The organism is Pseudomonas sp. R3-41, assembly GCF_054161485.1.
Genome location: NZ_CP096421.1, coordinates 6034886 through 6049040, shown reverse-complemented (window position 1 = coordinate 6049040; position 14155 = coordinate 6034886). Strand labels below are relative to the sequence as shown.

At 62.2% G+C, this 14155-nt stretch carries 15 protein-coding genes; 9 read left to right on the top strand and 6 right to left on the bottom strand.

Annotated features, from left to right (window positions below):
- The first annotated feature begins 110 nt into the window (after positions 1–110).
- From M1D99_RS26150 to M1D99_RS26140, 3 genes are read left to right on the top strand one after another with little or no spacing between them, the layout of a single operon-like run.
- Positions 111–686: a YfiR family protein gene (locus tag M1D99_RS26150; protein ID WP_250963954.1), complete on the top strand. Its 576-nt coding sequence runs from the start codon at positions 111–113 to the stop codon at positions 684–686.
- Positions 683–1951, top strand: a complete 1269-nt coding sequence (locus M1D99_RS26145) for a diguanylate cyclase domain-containing protein (RefSeq protein WP_434572558.1) — start codon at positions 683–685, stop codon at positions 1949–1951. The genes M1D99_RS26150 and M1D99_RS26145 overlap by 4 nt, the downstream gene beginning before the upstream one ends.
- A 3-nt stretch (positions 1952–1954) precedes the next feature.
- A complete protein-coding gene (locus tag M1D99_RS26140) occupies positions 1955–2458 on the top strand; it encodes an OmpA family protein (RefSeq protein ID WP_434572556.1) in 504 nt (167 codons plus the stop codon).
- Here M1D99_RS26140 and M1D99_RS26135 read toward each other — a convergent pair.
- Positions 2455–3402, bottom strand: a complete 948-nt coding sequence (locus tag M1D99_RS26135) for a LysR family transcriptional regulator (protein WP_434572555.1) — start codon at positions 3400–3402, stop codon at positions 2455–2457. The genes M1D99_RS26140 and M1D99_RS26135 overlap by 4 nt on opposite strands.
- A 140-nt stretch (positions 3403–3542) precedes the next feature.
- Here M1D99_RS26135 and M1D99_RS26130 point away from each other — a divergent pair, with 140 nt between their 5' ends.
- Both M1D99_RS26130 and mmsB read left to right on the top strand, forming a co-directional pair.
- Positions 3543–5069, top strand: a complete 1527-nt coding sequence (locus tag M1D99_RS26130) for a CoA-acylating methylmalonate-semialdehyde dehydrogenase (protein ID WP_186705932.1) — start codon at positions 3543–3545, stop codon at positions 5067–5069.
- Between the two features lie 10 nt (positions 5070–5079).
- Positions 5080–5967, top strand: coding sequence for a 3-hydroxyisobutyrate dehydrogenase (gene mmsB, locus M1D99_RS26125; protein ID WP_046063065.1), 888 nt, complete (start codon positions 5080–5082; stop codon positions 5965–5967).
- 191 nt (positions 5968–6158) lie between these two features.
- Here the strand turns inward: mmsB and M1D99_RS26120 are convergent, their stop codons facing one another.
- Positions 6159–6503 carry a cupin domain-containing protein gene (locus M1D99_RS26120; protein WP_060739285.1) on the bottom strand — a complete coding sequence of 115 codons (345 nt, stop codon included), beginning with the start codon at positions 6501–6503 and terminating at the stop codon, positions 6159–6161.
- Between the two features lie 96 nt (positions 6504–6599).
- Positions 6600–7481 carry a LysR substrate-binding domain-containing protein gene (locus tag M1D99_RS26115; RefSeq protein WP_434572551.1) on the bottom strand — a complete coding sequence of 294 codons (882 nt, stop codon included), beginning with the start codon at positions 7479–7481 and terminating at the stop codon, positions 6600–6602.
- A 216-nt stretch (positions 7482–7697) separates the two neighbouring features.
- Here M1D99_RS26115 and M1D99_RS26110 point away from each other — a divergent pair, with 216 nt between their 5' ends.
- Positions 7698–8462 (top strand): sulfite exporter TauE/SafE family protein, encoded by a 765-nt coding sequence (locus M1D99_RS26110; protein WP_434572549.1) that lies wholly within the window; start codon positions 7698–7700, stop codon positions 8460–8462.
- Here M1D99_RS26110 and M1D99_RS26105 read toward each other — a convergent pair.
- Positions 8452–8766 carry a putative quinol monooxygenase gene (locus tag M1D99_RS26105; RefSeq protein WP_186705935.1) on the bottom strand — a complete coding sequence of 105 codons (315 nt, stop codon included), beginning with the start codon at positions 8764–8766 and terminating at the stop codon, positions 8452–8454. The two genes, M1D99_RS26110 and M1D99_RS26105, sit on opposite strands and share 11 nt — an antisense overlap.
- Before the next feature lie 201 nt (positions 8767–8967).
- On the opposite strand from M1D99_RS26105, the gene M1D99_RS26100 reads away from it, so the two are divergent.
- Together M1D99_RS26100 and M1D99_RS26095 are read left to right on the top strand one after the other, a co-directional pair.
- Positions 8968–9558, top strand: a complete 591-nt coding sequence (locus tag M1D99_RS26100; protein ID WP_434572547.1) for an NAD(P)H-dependent oxidoreductase — start codon at positions 8968–8970, stop codon at positions 9556–9558.
- A gap of 230 nt (positions 9559–9788) precedes the next feature.
- On the top strand, positions 9789–10700 hold the full coding sequence (locus M1D99_RS26095) for a LysR substrate-binding domain-containing protein (protein WP_434572545.1): 912 nt from the start codon (positions 9789–9791) through the stop codon (positions 10698–10700).
- 296 nt (positions 10701–10996) lie between these two features.
- On the opposite strand, the gene M1D99_RS26090 is transcribed toward M1D99_RS26095, so the two are convergent.
- Positions 10997–12442, bottom strand: a complete 1446-nt coding sequence (locus tag M1D99_RS26090; RefSeq protein ID WP_434572543.1) for a SulP family inorganic anion transporter — start codon at positions 12440–12442, stop codon at positions 10997–10999.
- Positions 12439–12789, bottom strand: coding sequence for a hypothetical protein (locus tag M1D99_RS26085; protein WP_458130999.1), 351 nt, complete (start codon positions 12787–12789; stop codon positions 12439–12441). Before M1D99_RS26085 ends, M1D99_RS26090 begins: the two co-directional genes overlap by 4 nt.
- Between M1D99_RS26085 and M1D99_RS26080 the strand changes: the two genes are divergently transcribed.
- The gene (locus tag M1D99_RS26080) at positions 12788–14137 is read left to right on the top strand and encodes a GntT/GntP/DsdX family permease (protein WP_434572541.1); all 1350 of its coding nucleotides are present in this window, start codon (positions 12788–12790) and stop codon (positions 14135–14137) included. The genes M1D99_RS26085 and M1D99_RS26080 overlap by 2 nt on opposite strands.
- The last annotated feature ends 18 nt before the right edge of the window (positions 14138–14155 follow it).

Below are 14155 nucleotides of genomic sequence, written 5' to 3'. Positions count from 1 at the left end.
GTGGCAACTTGGCCTGTTTCGCTTCCAAGCCTGCGTAACACGCTGTCTCGCTGGCTTTTTGGCACTGTGCTATCGTTCCGGCACTTATCGTCTGGATCAAGAGATTTTCCATGGAAGTGCCTGTAGGGGAGGCAGTGCGCAGCAAGGGCTGGGGGCATGTTCTGCTTGCCGGCCTTTTGTGTCTGCTGCTGCCTGTCGCGGTTGCCCAGGAGCAGGCCTCCACGACCCAGGCCGAGCAGCGGGCCGAAGCGGTGACCCAAGTGGTCTTGGGCATTCTCAGCTATGCCCGCTGGCCGGTGGAACCCACTCAACTGCAACTGTGCATCGTCGGGCCGACCCAATACACCGACGATCTGGTCAAGGGCACTACCCAGGCCACGGGGCGGCCGGTAATTGTGCAGCGGTTGTTGGCCGATCATCCCAATATCGCCACTGAGTGCAACGCGGTCTACGTCGGCAGGCTGACCAACGATGAGCACACCCGTCTGTTTGCGTCCTTGATCGGCAAGCCCGTGTTGAGCATCAGTGAGGGCGGCGACCAGTGCACCGTGGGTAGCCTGTTCTGCCTGCGGGTAGGTGATGAACAAGTGTCTTTCGAGGTCAACCTCGATTCCGTGGCACGTAGTGGCGTGCGCATCCATCCGAGTGTGCTGCAGCTTTCCCGCCGCAGGTCCGCAACCCCATGAAGCAGAGCAAACCAAGGGTCCGTCCCACCCTGGGCTCGGTCATCGGTCGCGGTCATCTGATCGTCGCATTGGTGGCTATTACCATGGCCAGTGTGTCCCTGACCTTGCTCGGGCTGTTGGCGCTGCGAGTCTATGCGGATCACAACCTGCACTTGATCGCCCGTTCGATCAACTACACCGTGGAGGCCGCCGTGGTCTTCGATGATTCGGCCGCGGCCACCGAGGCACTGGCCTTGATCGCCTCCACCGAGGAGGTCGCCGATGCCGAGGTGTTCAATGAACATGGCCGTCTGTTGGCGCGCTGGCAACGCCCGCAAACCGGCCTGTTGTCGGAACTGGAAGTGCACATTGCCAAGGCATTCCTGGAAAAGCCCATCAGCCTGCCGATCGTTCACCAAGGGCAGAGCATCGGTCGCATTGTGTTGGCGGGGCATGGCGGCAGCCTGTTGCGTTTTTTACTCAGCGGTTTGGCGGGGATCATCCTGTGCACGGCGGTGAGCGCCTGGGTGGCGCTTTACCTGGCGCGGCGGCAGTTGCGGGCGATCACCGGGCCGCTGCGCAGCCTGGCCGAGGTGGCCCACGCAGCCCGCAGTGAACGAGCCTTGGACCGACGCGTGCCGCCGGCCGCCATCGCCGAACTGGATAATCTGGCCAATGACTTCAACGCACTGCTCGATGAATTGGAATCCTGGCAGACCCACCTGCAAAGCGAAAACGAAACCCTGGCCCACCAGGCCAGCCACGACAGCTTGACCGGCTTGCCGAACCGGGCATTTTTCGAGGGCCGGCTGATTCGCGCCTTGCGCAATGCCAGCAAGCTCAATGAACAAGTGGCCGTGCTGTACCTGGACAGTGATCGGTTCAAGGGCATCAATGACAATTTCGGCCACGCCGCCGGCGACGCGGTGCTGACGGCCGTGGCGACCCGGGTCCGGGCGCAGTTGCGCGAGGATGACTTGGTCGCGCGCTTGGGGGGCGACGAATTCGCCGTGCTGCTGGCGCCTTTGCACAAGGCCGAGGACGCTGAGCTGATCGCTGAAAAGATCATCGCCAGCATGGAAATGCCGATTCAATTGCCCGGCAACGCCTCCGTGTTGACCTCCCTCAGTATTGGCATTGCCGTTTTCCCCGATCACGGTGCCACGCCGGGCACCCTGTTACACGCCGCCGATGCGGCGATGTACCAAGCCAAACGCCTCGCCCGAGGCGGTGAACATACGGCGGGGTTGGATCACTCCGTCGCTGATCTTCAAACCAGGAGCTGACTCGTGCATTCATCCCTTCAAATTTCCCTGCGCTGGTTCGCGGCGCTTTTGCTGCTTGCCGTCGTGGCGCTGAGCGGTTGCCAGACGGCACCGCCGAAAGGCCTGACCCCGGCGCAAATTGCGGTACTCAAGCAACAAGGTTTCGAACTGACTGACGATGGCTGGGCCTTCGGTTTGTCGGGCAAGGTGCTGTTTGGCAGCGACGTGGAAAGCCTTAATCCAGCCAGCACCGAAATCGTCGAACGAATTGGCAAGGCGCTGCTCGGAGCCGGAATCGAGCGGGTGCGGATCGATGGTCATACCGACGCATCGGGTTCTCAAGCCTATAACGAACAACTGTCGATACGTCGGGCCAACAGCGTGAGCAAGGTATTGATCGGCGTAGGCATGCGCCAAGAAAACGTTCAATCGCGCGGACTCGGTAGCAGCAAGCCGGTCGCGTCCAACGATACGGTCGAGGGCCGCACCGAAAACCGCCGCGTCGCTATCGTGGTCATCGCCGATTAATCGGCGAACACCATCTCCCGGCTGTCGCCCATCAGCAGTGGCCGGTTCTGTTCAGTCACCTCGCGGATGTAATCCCACAACAGCGTAATTCGCTTGAGCTTGCGCAGGTCCTCCCGGCAGTACATCCAGAACTGCCGGGTGACGTTGATTTCCACCGGCAGCACCGGCAACAGCCGTGGATCCTGGGCGGCGAGGAAGCAGGGCAGGATCGCGAGCGAGCGGCCTTGCTGCGCTGCCACGAATTGCGCGATCACACTGGTGCTGCGCAGGTGGGCATTGGCGCCGGGCAGGACGTTGGCCAGGTAGAGCAACTCGGAACTGAACGCCAGGTCATCCACGTAGCTGATGAATGAGTGCCTGGCCAGGTCGGCCGGGCGCTGGATCGGTGGGTGATTGTCCAGGTAAGACTGGGTGGCGTAGAGCTGCAGCCGGTAGTCGCACAATTTGCAGCATACATACGGGCCGTGTTCGGGACGTTCGAGGGCGATGACGATGTCGGCCTCGCGCTTGGACAGGCTGATGAAGTGTGGCAGCGGCAGGATGTCCACCGAGATGGCTGGGTAGGCATCGACGAAGTGGCTCAGCTGCGGGGTGATGAAGAAGCTGCCAAAGCCTTCGGTGCAGCCCATGCGCACGTGGCCGGACAACGCGACGCCAGAGCCCGAGACCTGCTCGCAGGCCATGTGCAAAGTGCTTTCGATCGATTCGGCATAACCCAGCAGGCGCTGGCCTTCGGCCGTCAGGACAAAGCCGTTGGTCCGCGATTTCTCGAACAGCAGCGTGCCCAACGAGGCTTCCAGCGAGCTGATGCGTCGCGACACCGTGGTGTAGTCGACGGCCAGGCGCTTGGCGGCCGTGCTGGCCTTGCGGGTGCGGGCCACTTCGAGGAAAAACTTGAGGTCGTCCCAATTCAGCGACCCCAGGGAGGTGATGTTTTTTTGCATGATGGACCGGCTTTTATGTGCATTCTTATTAGAAGTTTGCACATCTATACTCCAAAAACCGTCTCATCACCAACCGTGCTCGCGCACTTTGGTCTTTGCTGAACCAGCGCTCTCTCATAAGAACAATCCCGGAGGCCAGCATGAACGTTTCCCTTACGCCCAGCGATACCACCCTGCAAACCGTCAGACTGCTGATCGATGGCGAGTGGGTCGAATCCCAATCCAGCGAATGGCACGACATCGTCAACCCGGCCACCCAGCAGGTGTTGGCGAAGGTTCCGTTCGCCACGGCCGCGGAAGTCGATGCCGCCATTGCCGCTGCCCAGCGTGCGTTCCAGACCTGGAAACTGACGCCCATCGGCGCGCGGATGCGCATCATGCTCAAGCTCCAGGCATTGATTCGCGAGCATTCCAAGCGCATCGCCGCAGTGCTCAGCGCCGAACAGGGCAAGACCATCGCTGACGCCGAGGGCGATATTTTCCGCGGCCTGGAAGTGGTCGAGCACGCTTGCTCCATTGGTACCCTGCAAATGGGCGAGTTCGCCGAGAATGTCGCCGGTGGCGTGGACACCTACACGCTGCGCCAGCCGATCGGCGTGTGTGCGGGCATTACGCCGTTCAACTTCCCGGCGATGATTCCGCTGTGGATGTTCCCGATGGCCATCGCCTGCGGCAACACGTTCGTGCTCAAGCCGTCGGAACAGGATCCGCTGTCGACCATGCTGCTGGTGGAGCTGGCCATCGAGGCCGGCGTCCCGGCGGGTGTGCTCAACGTGGTGCACGGCGGCAAGGATGTGGTGGATGCGCTCTGCACCCACAAGGACATCAAGGCGGTTTCCTTCGTCGGCTCGACGGCGGTCGGCACCCATGTGTATGACCTGGCGGGTCGCCACGGCAAGCGCGTGCAGTCGATGATGGGCGCCAAGAACCACGCCGTGGTGCTGCCCGATGCCAATCGTGAACAAACCCTCAATGCTTTGGTGGGAGCTGGTTTCGGCGCGGCGGGCCAACGTTGCATGGCCACCTCCGTGGTGGTGATGGTGGGCGCGGCCAAGCAGTGGTTGCCGGAGCTCAAGGCCTTGGCGCAGAAGCTCAAGGTCAACGCCGGCAGCGAGCCGGGCACGGATGTCGGCCCGGTGATTTCCAAGCGGGCCAAGGCGCGGATCCTCGAGTTGATCGAGAGCGGTGTGAAGGAAGGGGCGAAGCTGGAGCTCGATGGCCGTGGCATCAGCGTGCCGGGCTTCGAGCAGGGCAACTTTGTCGGCCCGACCCTGTTTTCCGGCGTGACCACCGACATGCGCATCTACACCGAAGAAATCTTCGGGCCGGTGCTGGTGGTGTTGGAAGTCGACACCCTCGACCAGGCGATTGCCCTGGTCAACGCCAACCCATTCGGCAACGGCACGGGCCTGTTCACCCAGAGCGGTGCGGCGGCGCGCAAATTCCAGAGCGAAATCGACGTCGGTCAGGTGGGTATCAACATCCCGATTCCGGTGCCGGTGCCGTTCTTCAGCTTCACTGGTTCCCGCGGTTCGAAACTCGGCGACCTCGGCCCGTACGGCAAACAAGTGGTGCAGTTCTACACTCAGACCAAGACCGTGACCGCGCGCTGGTTCGATGACGACAGCGTCAATGACGGTGTGAACACCACCATCAATTTGCGTTAAGGAGCCGGACATGAACATCGCATTTATCGGCCTGGGCAATATGGGCGCCCCCATGGCGCGCAACCTGCTCAAGGCCGGCCATTCGCTGAACCTGTTCGACCTGAACCAGACGGTACTGGCCGAACTGGCAGCATTGGGCGGTACCATCAGCGCCTCGCCGCGCGACGCGGCCCAGGGCGCGGCACTGGTTATCACCATGCTGCCGGCCGCCGCCCATGTGCGCAGTGTCTGGCTGGGTGAAGACGGTGTGCTGGCCGGCATCGCCGCCGGCACGCCGGCAGTGGATTGCAGCACCATCGATCCGCAAACCGCCCGTGACGTAGCGGCTGCCGCGGCGAAACAAGGCGTGGCGATGGCCGATGCGCCGGTCTCGGGCGGCACCGGCGGCGCGGCGGCGGGCACGTTGACCTTCATGGTCGGCGCCACGGCTGAGTTGTTTGCCACCTTGCAACCGGTGCTGGCGCAAATGGGTCGTAACATTGTGCATTGTGGTGAAGTCGGTACCGGGCAGATCGCCAAGATCTGCAACAACCTGCTGCTGGGAATTTCCATGGTGGGCGTCAGCGAAGCCATGGCCCTGGGCGATGCCTTGGGGATCGACACCCAAGTGCTGGCCGGCATCATCAATAGCTCAACGGGCCGCTGCTGGAGTTCGGACACCTACAACCCGTGGCCGGGCGTGATCGAAACGGCCCCGGCGTCCCGTGGCTATACGGGGGGCTTTGGCGCCGACCTGATGCTCAAGGACCTGGGCCTGGCGACCGAAGCCGCGCGGCAGGCCCATCAGCCGGTGGTGCTGGGGGCTGTGGCGCAACAGTTGTACCAGGCGATGAGCCAGCGGGGCGAGGGCGGCAAGGACTTTTCGGCGATTGTGAACAGCTATCGCAAGCCGCAGTAAACCTGTGAATCGAGAGGCTTTTGTGGCGAGGGAGCTTGCTCCCGCTGGGCTGCGTAGCAGCCCTGTTTGTTGGCGGTTGCTGCGCAACCGAGCGGGAGCAAGCTCCCTCGCCACAGGGCAGTGCTGAAGCGGTGAAGTTTTCACGGTTGTTTTCCGAGAGACCACGTCGGGTGGTCTCTCGGTTTTTTGTTTCAGGCGAAGACGAAATATTTACGCACGGTCTCGACCACTTCCCAGGTGCCTTTCATGCCGGGTTCGATGACGAAAATATCACCGGCGCGCAGATGAATCGGCTCCAGGCCCTCTGGGGTGATGATGCAGTAGCCTTCCTGGAAATGGCAGTACTCCCACTTCACGTATTCCACATACCATTTGCCCGGTGTGCAGATCCAGGTGCCCATGATCTTGCTGCCGTCTTCGCTGGTGTAGGCGTTGAGGTTGACGGTGTGCGGGTCGCCTTCGAGTTTTTCCCATTTGCAGGCATCGAGTACGGGCAGCGGATGGGTGTCGCGCAGGACGGTGATGGGGGCGGTCATGTGAGCTCCGAAAGGGCGGAAGAGGACAGGCACCCTAACGCGCGGCAGGGGTGGGTAGATGTCTGTAGTCGACACCGGGCTATCCAGAAACGCGCATCAATCGGCCAGATGCCGTGCCAGGGCCTTGGCGTAGGTGGGCAAACCTTCGAAGTTGCGGGCGCACAGCAGCAGCGCCCGGTGGGTCCAGGCCTCTTGCAGTGGGACGCATTGATACGATGGCTCGGTCGGTCGCCGATCGACGGCCGCCTTCGGCACGATGGCAATGCCTGCGCCATGGGTCACCATGCGAATCATCCCGTCGAAACCCTCGGCGCGAATGCGGATTTGCATGCGCGAGCCGATGTGCAGGGCCTGTTCTTCCAGGTGGATCGCCAGGGCGCTGGCGGCGTTCAGGCCGACGTAGTCGTGGCTGAGGGTTTCGCTGAAACGCACGGTTCGACCGTCAGCCAGGGGATGTCCGTTCGGTAGGATCAATACCAGCGGATCGTCGCGAAACGGCCAGGCCTGAAGGCCATCGGTGTCCACCGCGTCGGAAACGATCCCCAGGTCCGCCGCGCCCTCGCGCAGCGCATGGGTGATCCGTGAGCTGGGCAACTCCTGCAAGTCGATGTCGAGGTTGGGATGGGTCTTGAGAAAGCCGGCCAGCAGTTCGGGCAGGTACTCGGTCATGGCGCTGGTGTTGCACAGCAGCCGCACCCGGCCTTTGACGCCCTTGGCGTATTCGGCCAGGTCCTGTTGCAGGCGTTCGGCCTGTTGCAGCAGGAGCCGGGCGTGTTCGGCCAACGCCTTGCCAGCCGGCGTTGGGGTTACGCCACGTCGTCCGCGTTCAAGCAGGTCGATGCCCAGTGACCCTTCCATGGCCCGGACTCGCGCACTGGCCGCGGCCAGGGACAAGTGGCTGCGGGCCGCACCGGCGGTGATGTTGCCGGTGTCGAGGATGTGCAGGTAGAGGCGCAGGTCGGTGAAGTCGAAGTGCATGGGCTGGTGATCCTGTCTCAAGTGTTGCGGTGTTTGGTGTGCCGCCTTCGCGAGCAAGCCCGCTCCCACAGGGAGAATGCATTTCAAACTGTGGGAGCGGGCTTGCTCGCGAAGGCGCCAGTAGCATGCACAAAATTTCCAGCCTCTTGCTGAAAGAGAGGCACCCTCAGTATATGGCAGATTTTCAAGCCAAGCCCCGGGGCGCACGATAGCCCCATGAACACACTCATCGCTTTCTATCAAAACCTAGGCCTGGCCCTTTCCTTACTGGTCATCGGCACCTTCCTGCTGGCCGGCACCATCAAGGGCGTGATCGGCCTCGGCCTGCCGACCATCTCCATGGGCTTGCTCGGTCTGGCTATGGCGCCGGCGCAGGCTGCGGCGCTGCTGATCATTCCGGCGACCCTGACCAATCTTTGGCAACTGGCGTTCGGTGGCCATCTGCAAACATTGATCCGGCGCTTGTGGCCGCTGTTACTCGCGATTTTTATTGGCACCGGGCTCGGTACGCTGTGGATCGGCATGACAGGCGGGGCCTGGGTGGTGCGGGCCTTGGGCGGGGCGTTGTTGCTGTATGCGCTGAGCGGCCTGTTGCTGCCAACGCTGCGGGTCGGTCCCGATGCCGAGCCGTGGATCGCTCCGATCTGCGGGTTGCTGACCGGCCTCGTCACTTCCGCTACCGGTGTGTTCGTCATTCCGGCAGTGCCTTATCTGCAAGCGCTGGGCTTGAGCAAGGATGAACTGGTGCAGGCCCTGGGCCTGTCGTTCACCGTTTCGACCCTGGCCCTGGCCGCCGGCCTGTTGTGGCGCGGCGAGCTGGGCGGGGGCGAATTGAGCGCTTCGTTGCTGGCGCTGGCCCCGGCGCTGCTGGGGATGTGGCTGGGGCAATGGCTGCGCCAGCGGATCAGCGCCGTGTTGTTCAAACGGGTATTTTTCATCGGCCTCGGTGTGCTCGGCGGCCATCTGCTGGTCAGCGGCTAGCCGAGGACGGGCTGAGCATGTCGACGCGGCGGATGTCGAAGTCGCGCTCCAGATAATCCATGCGTCGCTCGAAGAACTGCTTCATATGCGGCAGGTTCGAATGCACCTCCAGGTGTGCCTGGGATGCCCAGATCTCATAGAAGATAAACAGCGTTGGATCCTGTTGGTCCCGCAGCATGTGATATTCGATGCAGCCAGGCTCGGCACGGCTTGGTTCGACGTAGGCGCGGAACAGCGCCTCGAAGGCCTCGGCTTTTTCCGGGCGGGTCTTGGCGTGCAGGATGAAACCGTGCAGTTCGCTCATGGAGAGGGCTCCTGAAATAAAAGAAGTGCCGAAGCTTACGGCAACAATCGACCGTTCATTCTTGCGTATAGGTCAAATCACTTTTGCCGTTGCGGTGCTTATTCCGCGCGAAGCTCGTCGGTACTCTGCCGCCATCAATTTCAATCTTTCCATGCGGCGGCCAGCCAACGGCCCACGCCGTGGAACCCGATGAGGCTCACCATGAAAAAAGTCCTGTTGCTCAACGGCGGCAAACAATTCGCCCATTCCGACGGTCGCTACAACGCCACCCTCCACGAGACGGCGCTCAGCGTGCTGGACCGTGGCGGGTTTGATGTGCAAACCACTTTCATCGATGGCGGCTACGACCTCCAGGAGGAAGTCGCCAAGTTCCTCTGGGCCGACGTGATCATTTACCAGATGCCAGGTTGGTGGATGGGCGCGCCGTGGACCGTGAAGAAGTACATCGACGAAGTCTTCACCGAAGGCCACGGCAGCCTCTACGCCAGTGACGGTCGGACCCGTTCCGATGCCTCACAGAAATACGGCAGCGGCGGCCTGATCCAAGGCAAGCAGTACATGTTGTCGCTGACCTGGAACGCCCCGCAGCAAGCCTTCGACGACCCGAGCGATTTCTTCGAAGCCAAGGGTGTGGACGCGGTGTACTTCCCGTTCCACAAGGCCAATCAATTCCTCGGCATGACCGGCCTGCCAACCTTCCTGTGCGTGGATGTGATGAAGCGCCCGAACATCGAAGAAGATGTGGCGCGGTATGAGCGGCATTTGATCGAGGTGTTCGGCCTTTCGCGGTAATCCAGATACTATCGGGACTCACCCGAACGCAATCCTGCACCCAAGGCGAGCGGGCTTCTGTGGCGAGGGAGCTTGCTGTGGCGAGGGAGCTTGCTCCCGCTGGGCTGCGCAGCAGCCCCCCAAAAAAGCGGCCGCTGCGCGCTGGAGCGCCGGCCCGGCCGAGCGGGAGCAAGCTCCCTCGCCACAAAAGCATCCTTCACACTGGATGTGCATTCCACGAGAGGATGTCTGTGAAAGCCAGATCCGACGAGTTGCAGATTTTCGTCTGCGTGATCGAATGCGGATCCATCTCCGCCGCCGCCGAGCAAGTCGGGCAGACGCCGTCGGCGGTCAGCCGCACGTTGTCGCGGCTGGAGGCCAAGCTCGATACCACGCTGATCAACCGCACCACGCGGCGCATGGACCTCACCGAAGAGGGCAAGTATTTCTTCGAACAGGCCAAAGGCATCCTCGACCAGATGGATGAGCTGGAAGAGCGCCTGTCGTCTCGCCAGAAAAATCCTTCAGGACGCTTGCGGATCAACGCGGCCTCGCCGTTCATGCTGCACGCCATCGTGCCGCACATCGAAGAATTCCGCCGGCTTTACCCAGACATCCAGCTCGAACTCAACAGCAACGACCTGATCATCGACCTGTTGGAGCAAAGCACTGACATCGCCATCCGCATCGGCACCCTTATCGATTCGACGCTCCACGCCCGCTCCCTGGGTTGCAGCCCGTTGCACATCCTCGCCAGCCCGGCCTATTTGAAGCAGCACGGCACTCCCGCAAGCGTTGCCGAACTGTCGGAGCATGCGCTGCTGGGGTTTGCCCAGAATGATGGCCTCAACCAGTGGCCGCTGCGTCACCCGCACGGTGATCGCTGGGCGATCCAGCCAGCCATCAGCGCGTCCAGCGGCGAGACCGTGCGTCACTTGGCGCTGCAAGGACAGGGCATTGCCTGCCTGTCAGACTTCATGACCCGCGACGACATTCACGCCGGCCGGCTGAAGGTGCTGCTGGCCGATGCCAACAGCGGCTACCGCCAGCCGATCAACGCGGTGTACTACCGCAATTCGCAACTGGCCCTGCGGATCCAGTGTTTCCTGGACTTCATCCAGGGCAAGCTCGCCGACTACGCCTCGCGGGAGTTCAAGGGTTGATTCGTGACTTCAAGGCAAGAGTGATTTGGGCAACGAGTATGCGCGGCAACAATGCCCATGAGCTGCAGGGGTGGGCACCGAAGCGGACGTCGGTGGTGGCATGGATTCTTGAAGAAATGGTGTGATCCGTCAGTAAAACATAGGACCTGTGGGAGCGGGCTTGCTCGCGAAAGCGGTGTGTCAGGCAACATTGGCGCAGACTGACACACCGCATTCGCGAGCAAGCCCGCTCCCACATTTGATCGCCAGTGACCACTCTATCTTCATCAGTCCTATAACCCCCTGTGGGTGTTGCTTCAGTCGTGCTGCACGCCCGCGCGCTTGAGCATTTGTTTGCAGCGCTCGGACAGGTGATACACGCGCAGGTGCTTGCCCGCTTTGCTGTAGCGCTCACGCAAGGTCTTGAGCGCGGCGACGGCCGAGTAGTCGACGAAGCGCAAGTGACGGCAATCGAGGGTCACCAGGGCCGGGTCGTTGGCCGGGTCGAACTGGTTGAGAAACGGCGTCGACGAGGCGAAAAACAGCGTGCCGTGCAGGCGATACAGCTTGCTGCCGTCGGACTCCTCATGGGTGTCGGCATACAGCTCCCGGGCCTGTTGCCAGGCGAAGTTGAGCGCCGCGATGATGATCCCGCAGAGCACGGCCACGGCCAGGTCGGTGAACACCGTGATGACCGTCACTGCGATGATGACCAGCACATCGTTGGCCGGCACTTTGTTGACCACCCGCAACGAGGCCCAGGCGAACGTCTGCTGCGCCACCACGAACATCACGCCCACCAACGCCGCCAGCGGAATGCGCTCGATCAACGGCGACAGGAACAACACGAACAGCAACACCATCACCCCGGCCACCACGCCCGATAACCGCCCGCGTCCGCCGGAGCTGAGGTTGATCATCGTCTGGCCGATCATGGCGCAACCGCCCATGCCGCCCAGCAATCCAGAGGCCATGTTGGCCGCGCCCAATGCCACGCATTCACGGTCCGGATACCCACGGCTCTCGGTGATTTCATCGGTCAGGTTCAGGGTCAGCAGGGTTTCCAGCAAACCGACCATCGCCATGATCACCGCATAGGGCGCGACGATTTGCAGGGTTTCCAGGTTCCAGGGAATGTCCGGCAGGGCAAACGTCGGCAAGCCGCCGGCAATGTGGGCCATGTCACCCAGGGTCCGGGTCGGCAGACCGAGCAGATAAACCGCCAGGCCAACGCCGAGGATCGCCACCAAGGCCGGCGGTACGCTGCGGGTCAGGCGCGGCAACAGGTAGACGATGGCCATGGTCAACGCCACCAGCCCGGCCATCAGATAGAGCGGGGTGCCGCTCAGCCAGACGCCGTCATTCTTGAAATGCTCCAGTTGCGCCAGCGCAATCACAATGGCCAAGCCATTGACGAAACCAAGCATCACTGGGTGCGGCACCATGCGCACCAGCTTGCCCAGCCGCAACAGCCCGAACGCCATCATGATCAACCCGCCCAGCAGCACGGTCGCCAACAGATACTGCACCCCGTGCTGCACCACCAGCGCGACGATCACCACGGCCATCGACCCCGCCGCGCCTGACACCATCCCGGGGCGACCGCCGAATAACGCGGTCAGCGTACAGAGGATGAACGCGCCGTACAGCCCCATCAGCGGATTGAGGTGGGCCACCAGGGCGAAGGCGATGCACTCGGGGAGCAAGGCGAAAGAGGTGGTGAGGCCGGCGAGGGCGTCGGCGCGAAGACGTGTTGGTTTCATGATTTACCTGACTGGGCGCCGGTGGACCGTCGGCTGCCGGGGAGTGGTGCAAAAAACAGGTGCGGATGGTACGGAATTGAATGCGGGGCGGCCAGCCGTTGGTCGATTGTGCTGGTGAATTTGGGGCCGCTTCGCAGCCCAGCGGGAGCAAGCTCCCTCGCCACAAAAGCAATGAGGGCGATGAAAATCTTGCGCCGGATTTTCATCAACGCCGTGTCGCGTTGTCCGTCAGCGACAAGTTTTACCTCTGCGCGAAAATTACTTTCAACGGGTTTGAAGATTCGTCGTCGAAATGATTTATGAGTTTCACAACACATCGACGTGACCCCATTCGAGGAGTAACGCATGGCACCTGCTTTCGGTTATTGGCTATTGGTCTACGCGGCCATCGCTATCATCGCGCTGATTGTCCTGATTGCGCGCTACCGGCTCAATCCGTTCATCGTGATTACCCTGGTCTCCATTGGCCTGGCGTTGCTGGCCGGGATGCCGCCGTCGGGTGTGGTGGGGGCGTACGAGGCGGGTGTCGGCAAGACGCTGGGGCACATCGCGCTGGTGGTGGCCCTGGGCACCATGCTCGGCAAGATGATGGCCGAGTCCGGCGGGGCCGAGCGCATGGCGCAGACGTTGATCGAACGTTTCGGCGAGCGCAACGCCCACTGGGCGATGGTGTGCATTGCTTTCCTCGTGGGGTTGCCGTTGTTCTTCGAGGTCGGTTTTGTGCTGCTGGTGCCCATCGCGTTCACTATCGCCCGGCGTGTGGGCGTGTCGATCCTGATGGTGGGGCTGCCGATGGTCGCCGGGCTTTCGGTGGTCCATGCGCTGGTGCCGCCGCATCCGGCGGCGATGCTGGCGGTGCAGGCGTTCCAGGCTTCGGTGGGGCAGACCTTGCTGTACGCGATCCTGATCGGCATTCCCACCGCGATTATCGCCGGCCCGCTGTACGCCAAATTCATCGTGCCGCGCATCCAGCTGCCGGCCGAAAATCCGCTGGAGCGACAATTCCTCGACCGTGAACCGCAGGCCAAGCTGCCGGGTTTCGGCGTGACATTGGGGACCATCCTGCTGCCGGTGATCCTGATGTTGATCGGCGGCTGGGCCAACCTCATCTCCACGCCGGGCAGCGGTTTCAACCAGTTCCTGCTGTTCATCGGCAACTCGGTGATCGCCTTGCTGTTGGCGACCATCCTCAGTTTCTGGACCCTCGGCCTGGCCCAGGGATTCAACCGCGAATCGATCCTCAAGTTCACCAACGAATGCCTGGCGCCGACCGCCAGCATCACCTTGCTGGTGGGCGCCGGTGGTGGTTTGAACCGGATCCTGGTGGACGCCGGGGTCACGCAGCAGATCGTCGGCCTGGCCGAGGAATTCCAGTTGTCACCGCTGGTCATGGGCTGGCTGTTCGCTGCGCTGATGCGGGTTGCCACGGGTTCGGCCACGGTGGCGATGACCACGGCCTCGGGCATCGTCGCGCCGGTGGCGATTGGCCTGGGTTATCCCCATCCCGAGCTACTGGTGCTGGCGACCGGCGCCGGGTCGGTTATCTTTTCCCACGTCAACGACGGCGGCTTCTGGCTGATCAAGGAATACTTCAATATGACCGTCACGCAGACCTTCAAGACCTGGACGGTGCTTGAAACACTGATATCCCTGGTCGCGTTCGCCCTGACCCTCGGGCTTGCGCGCGTGCTTTGACCGCCACTGCAAGGAGCC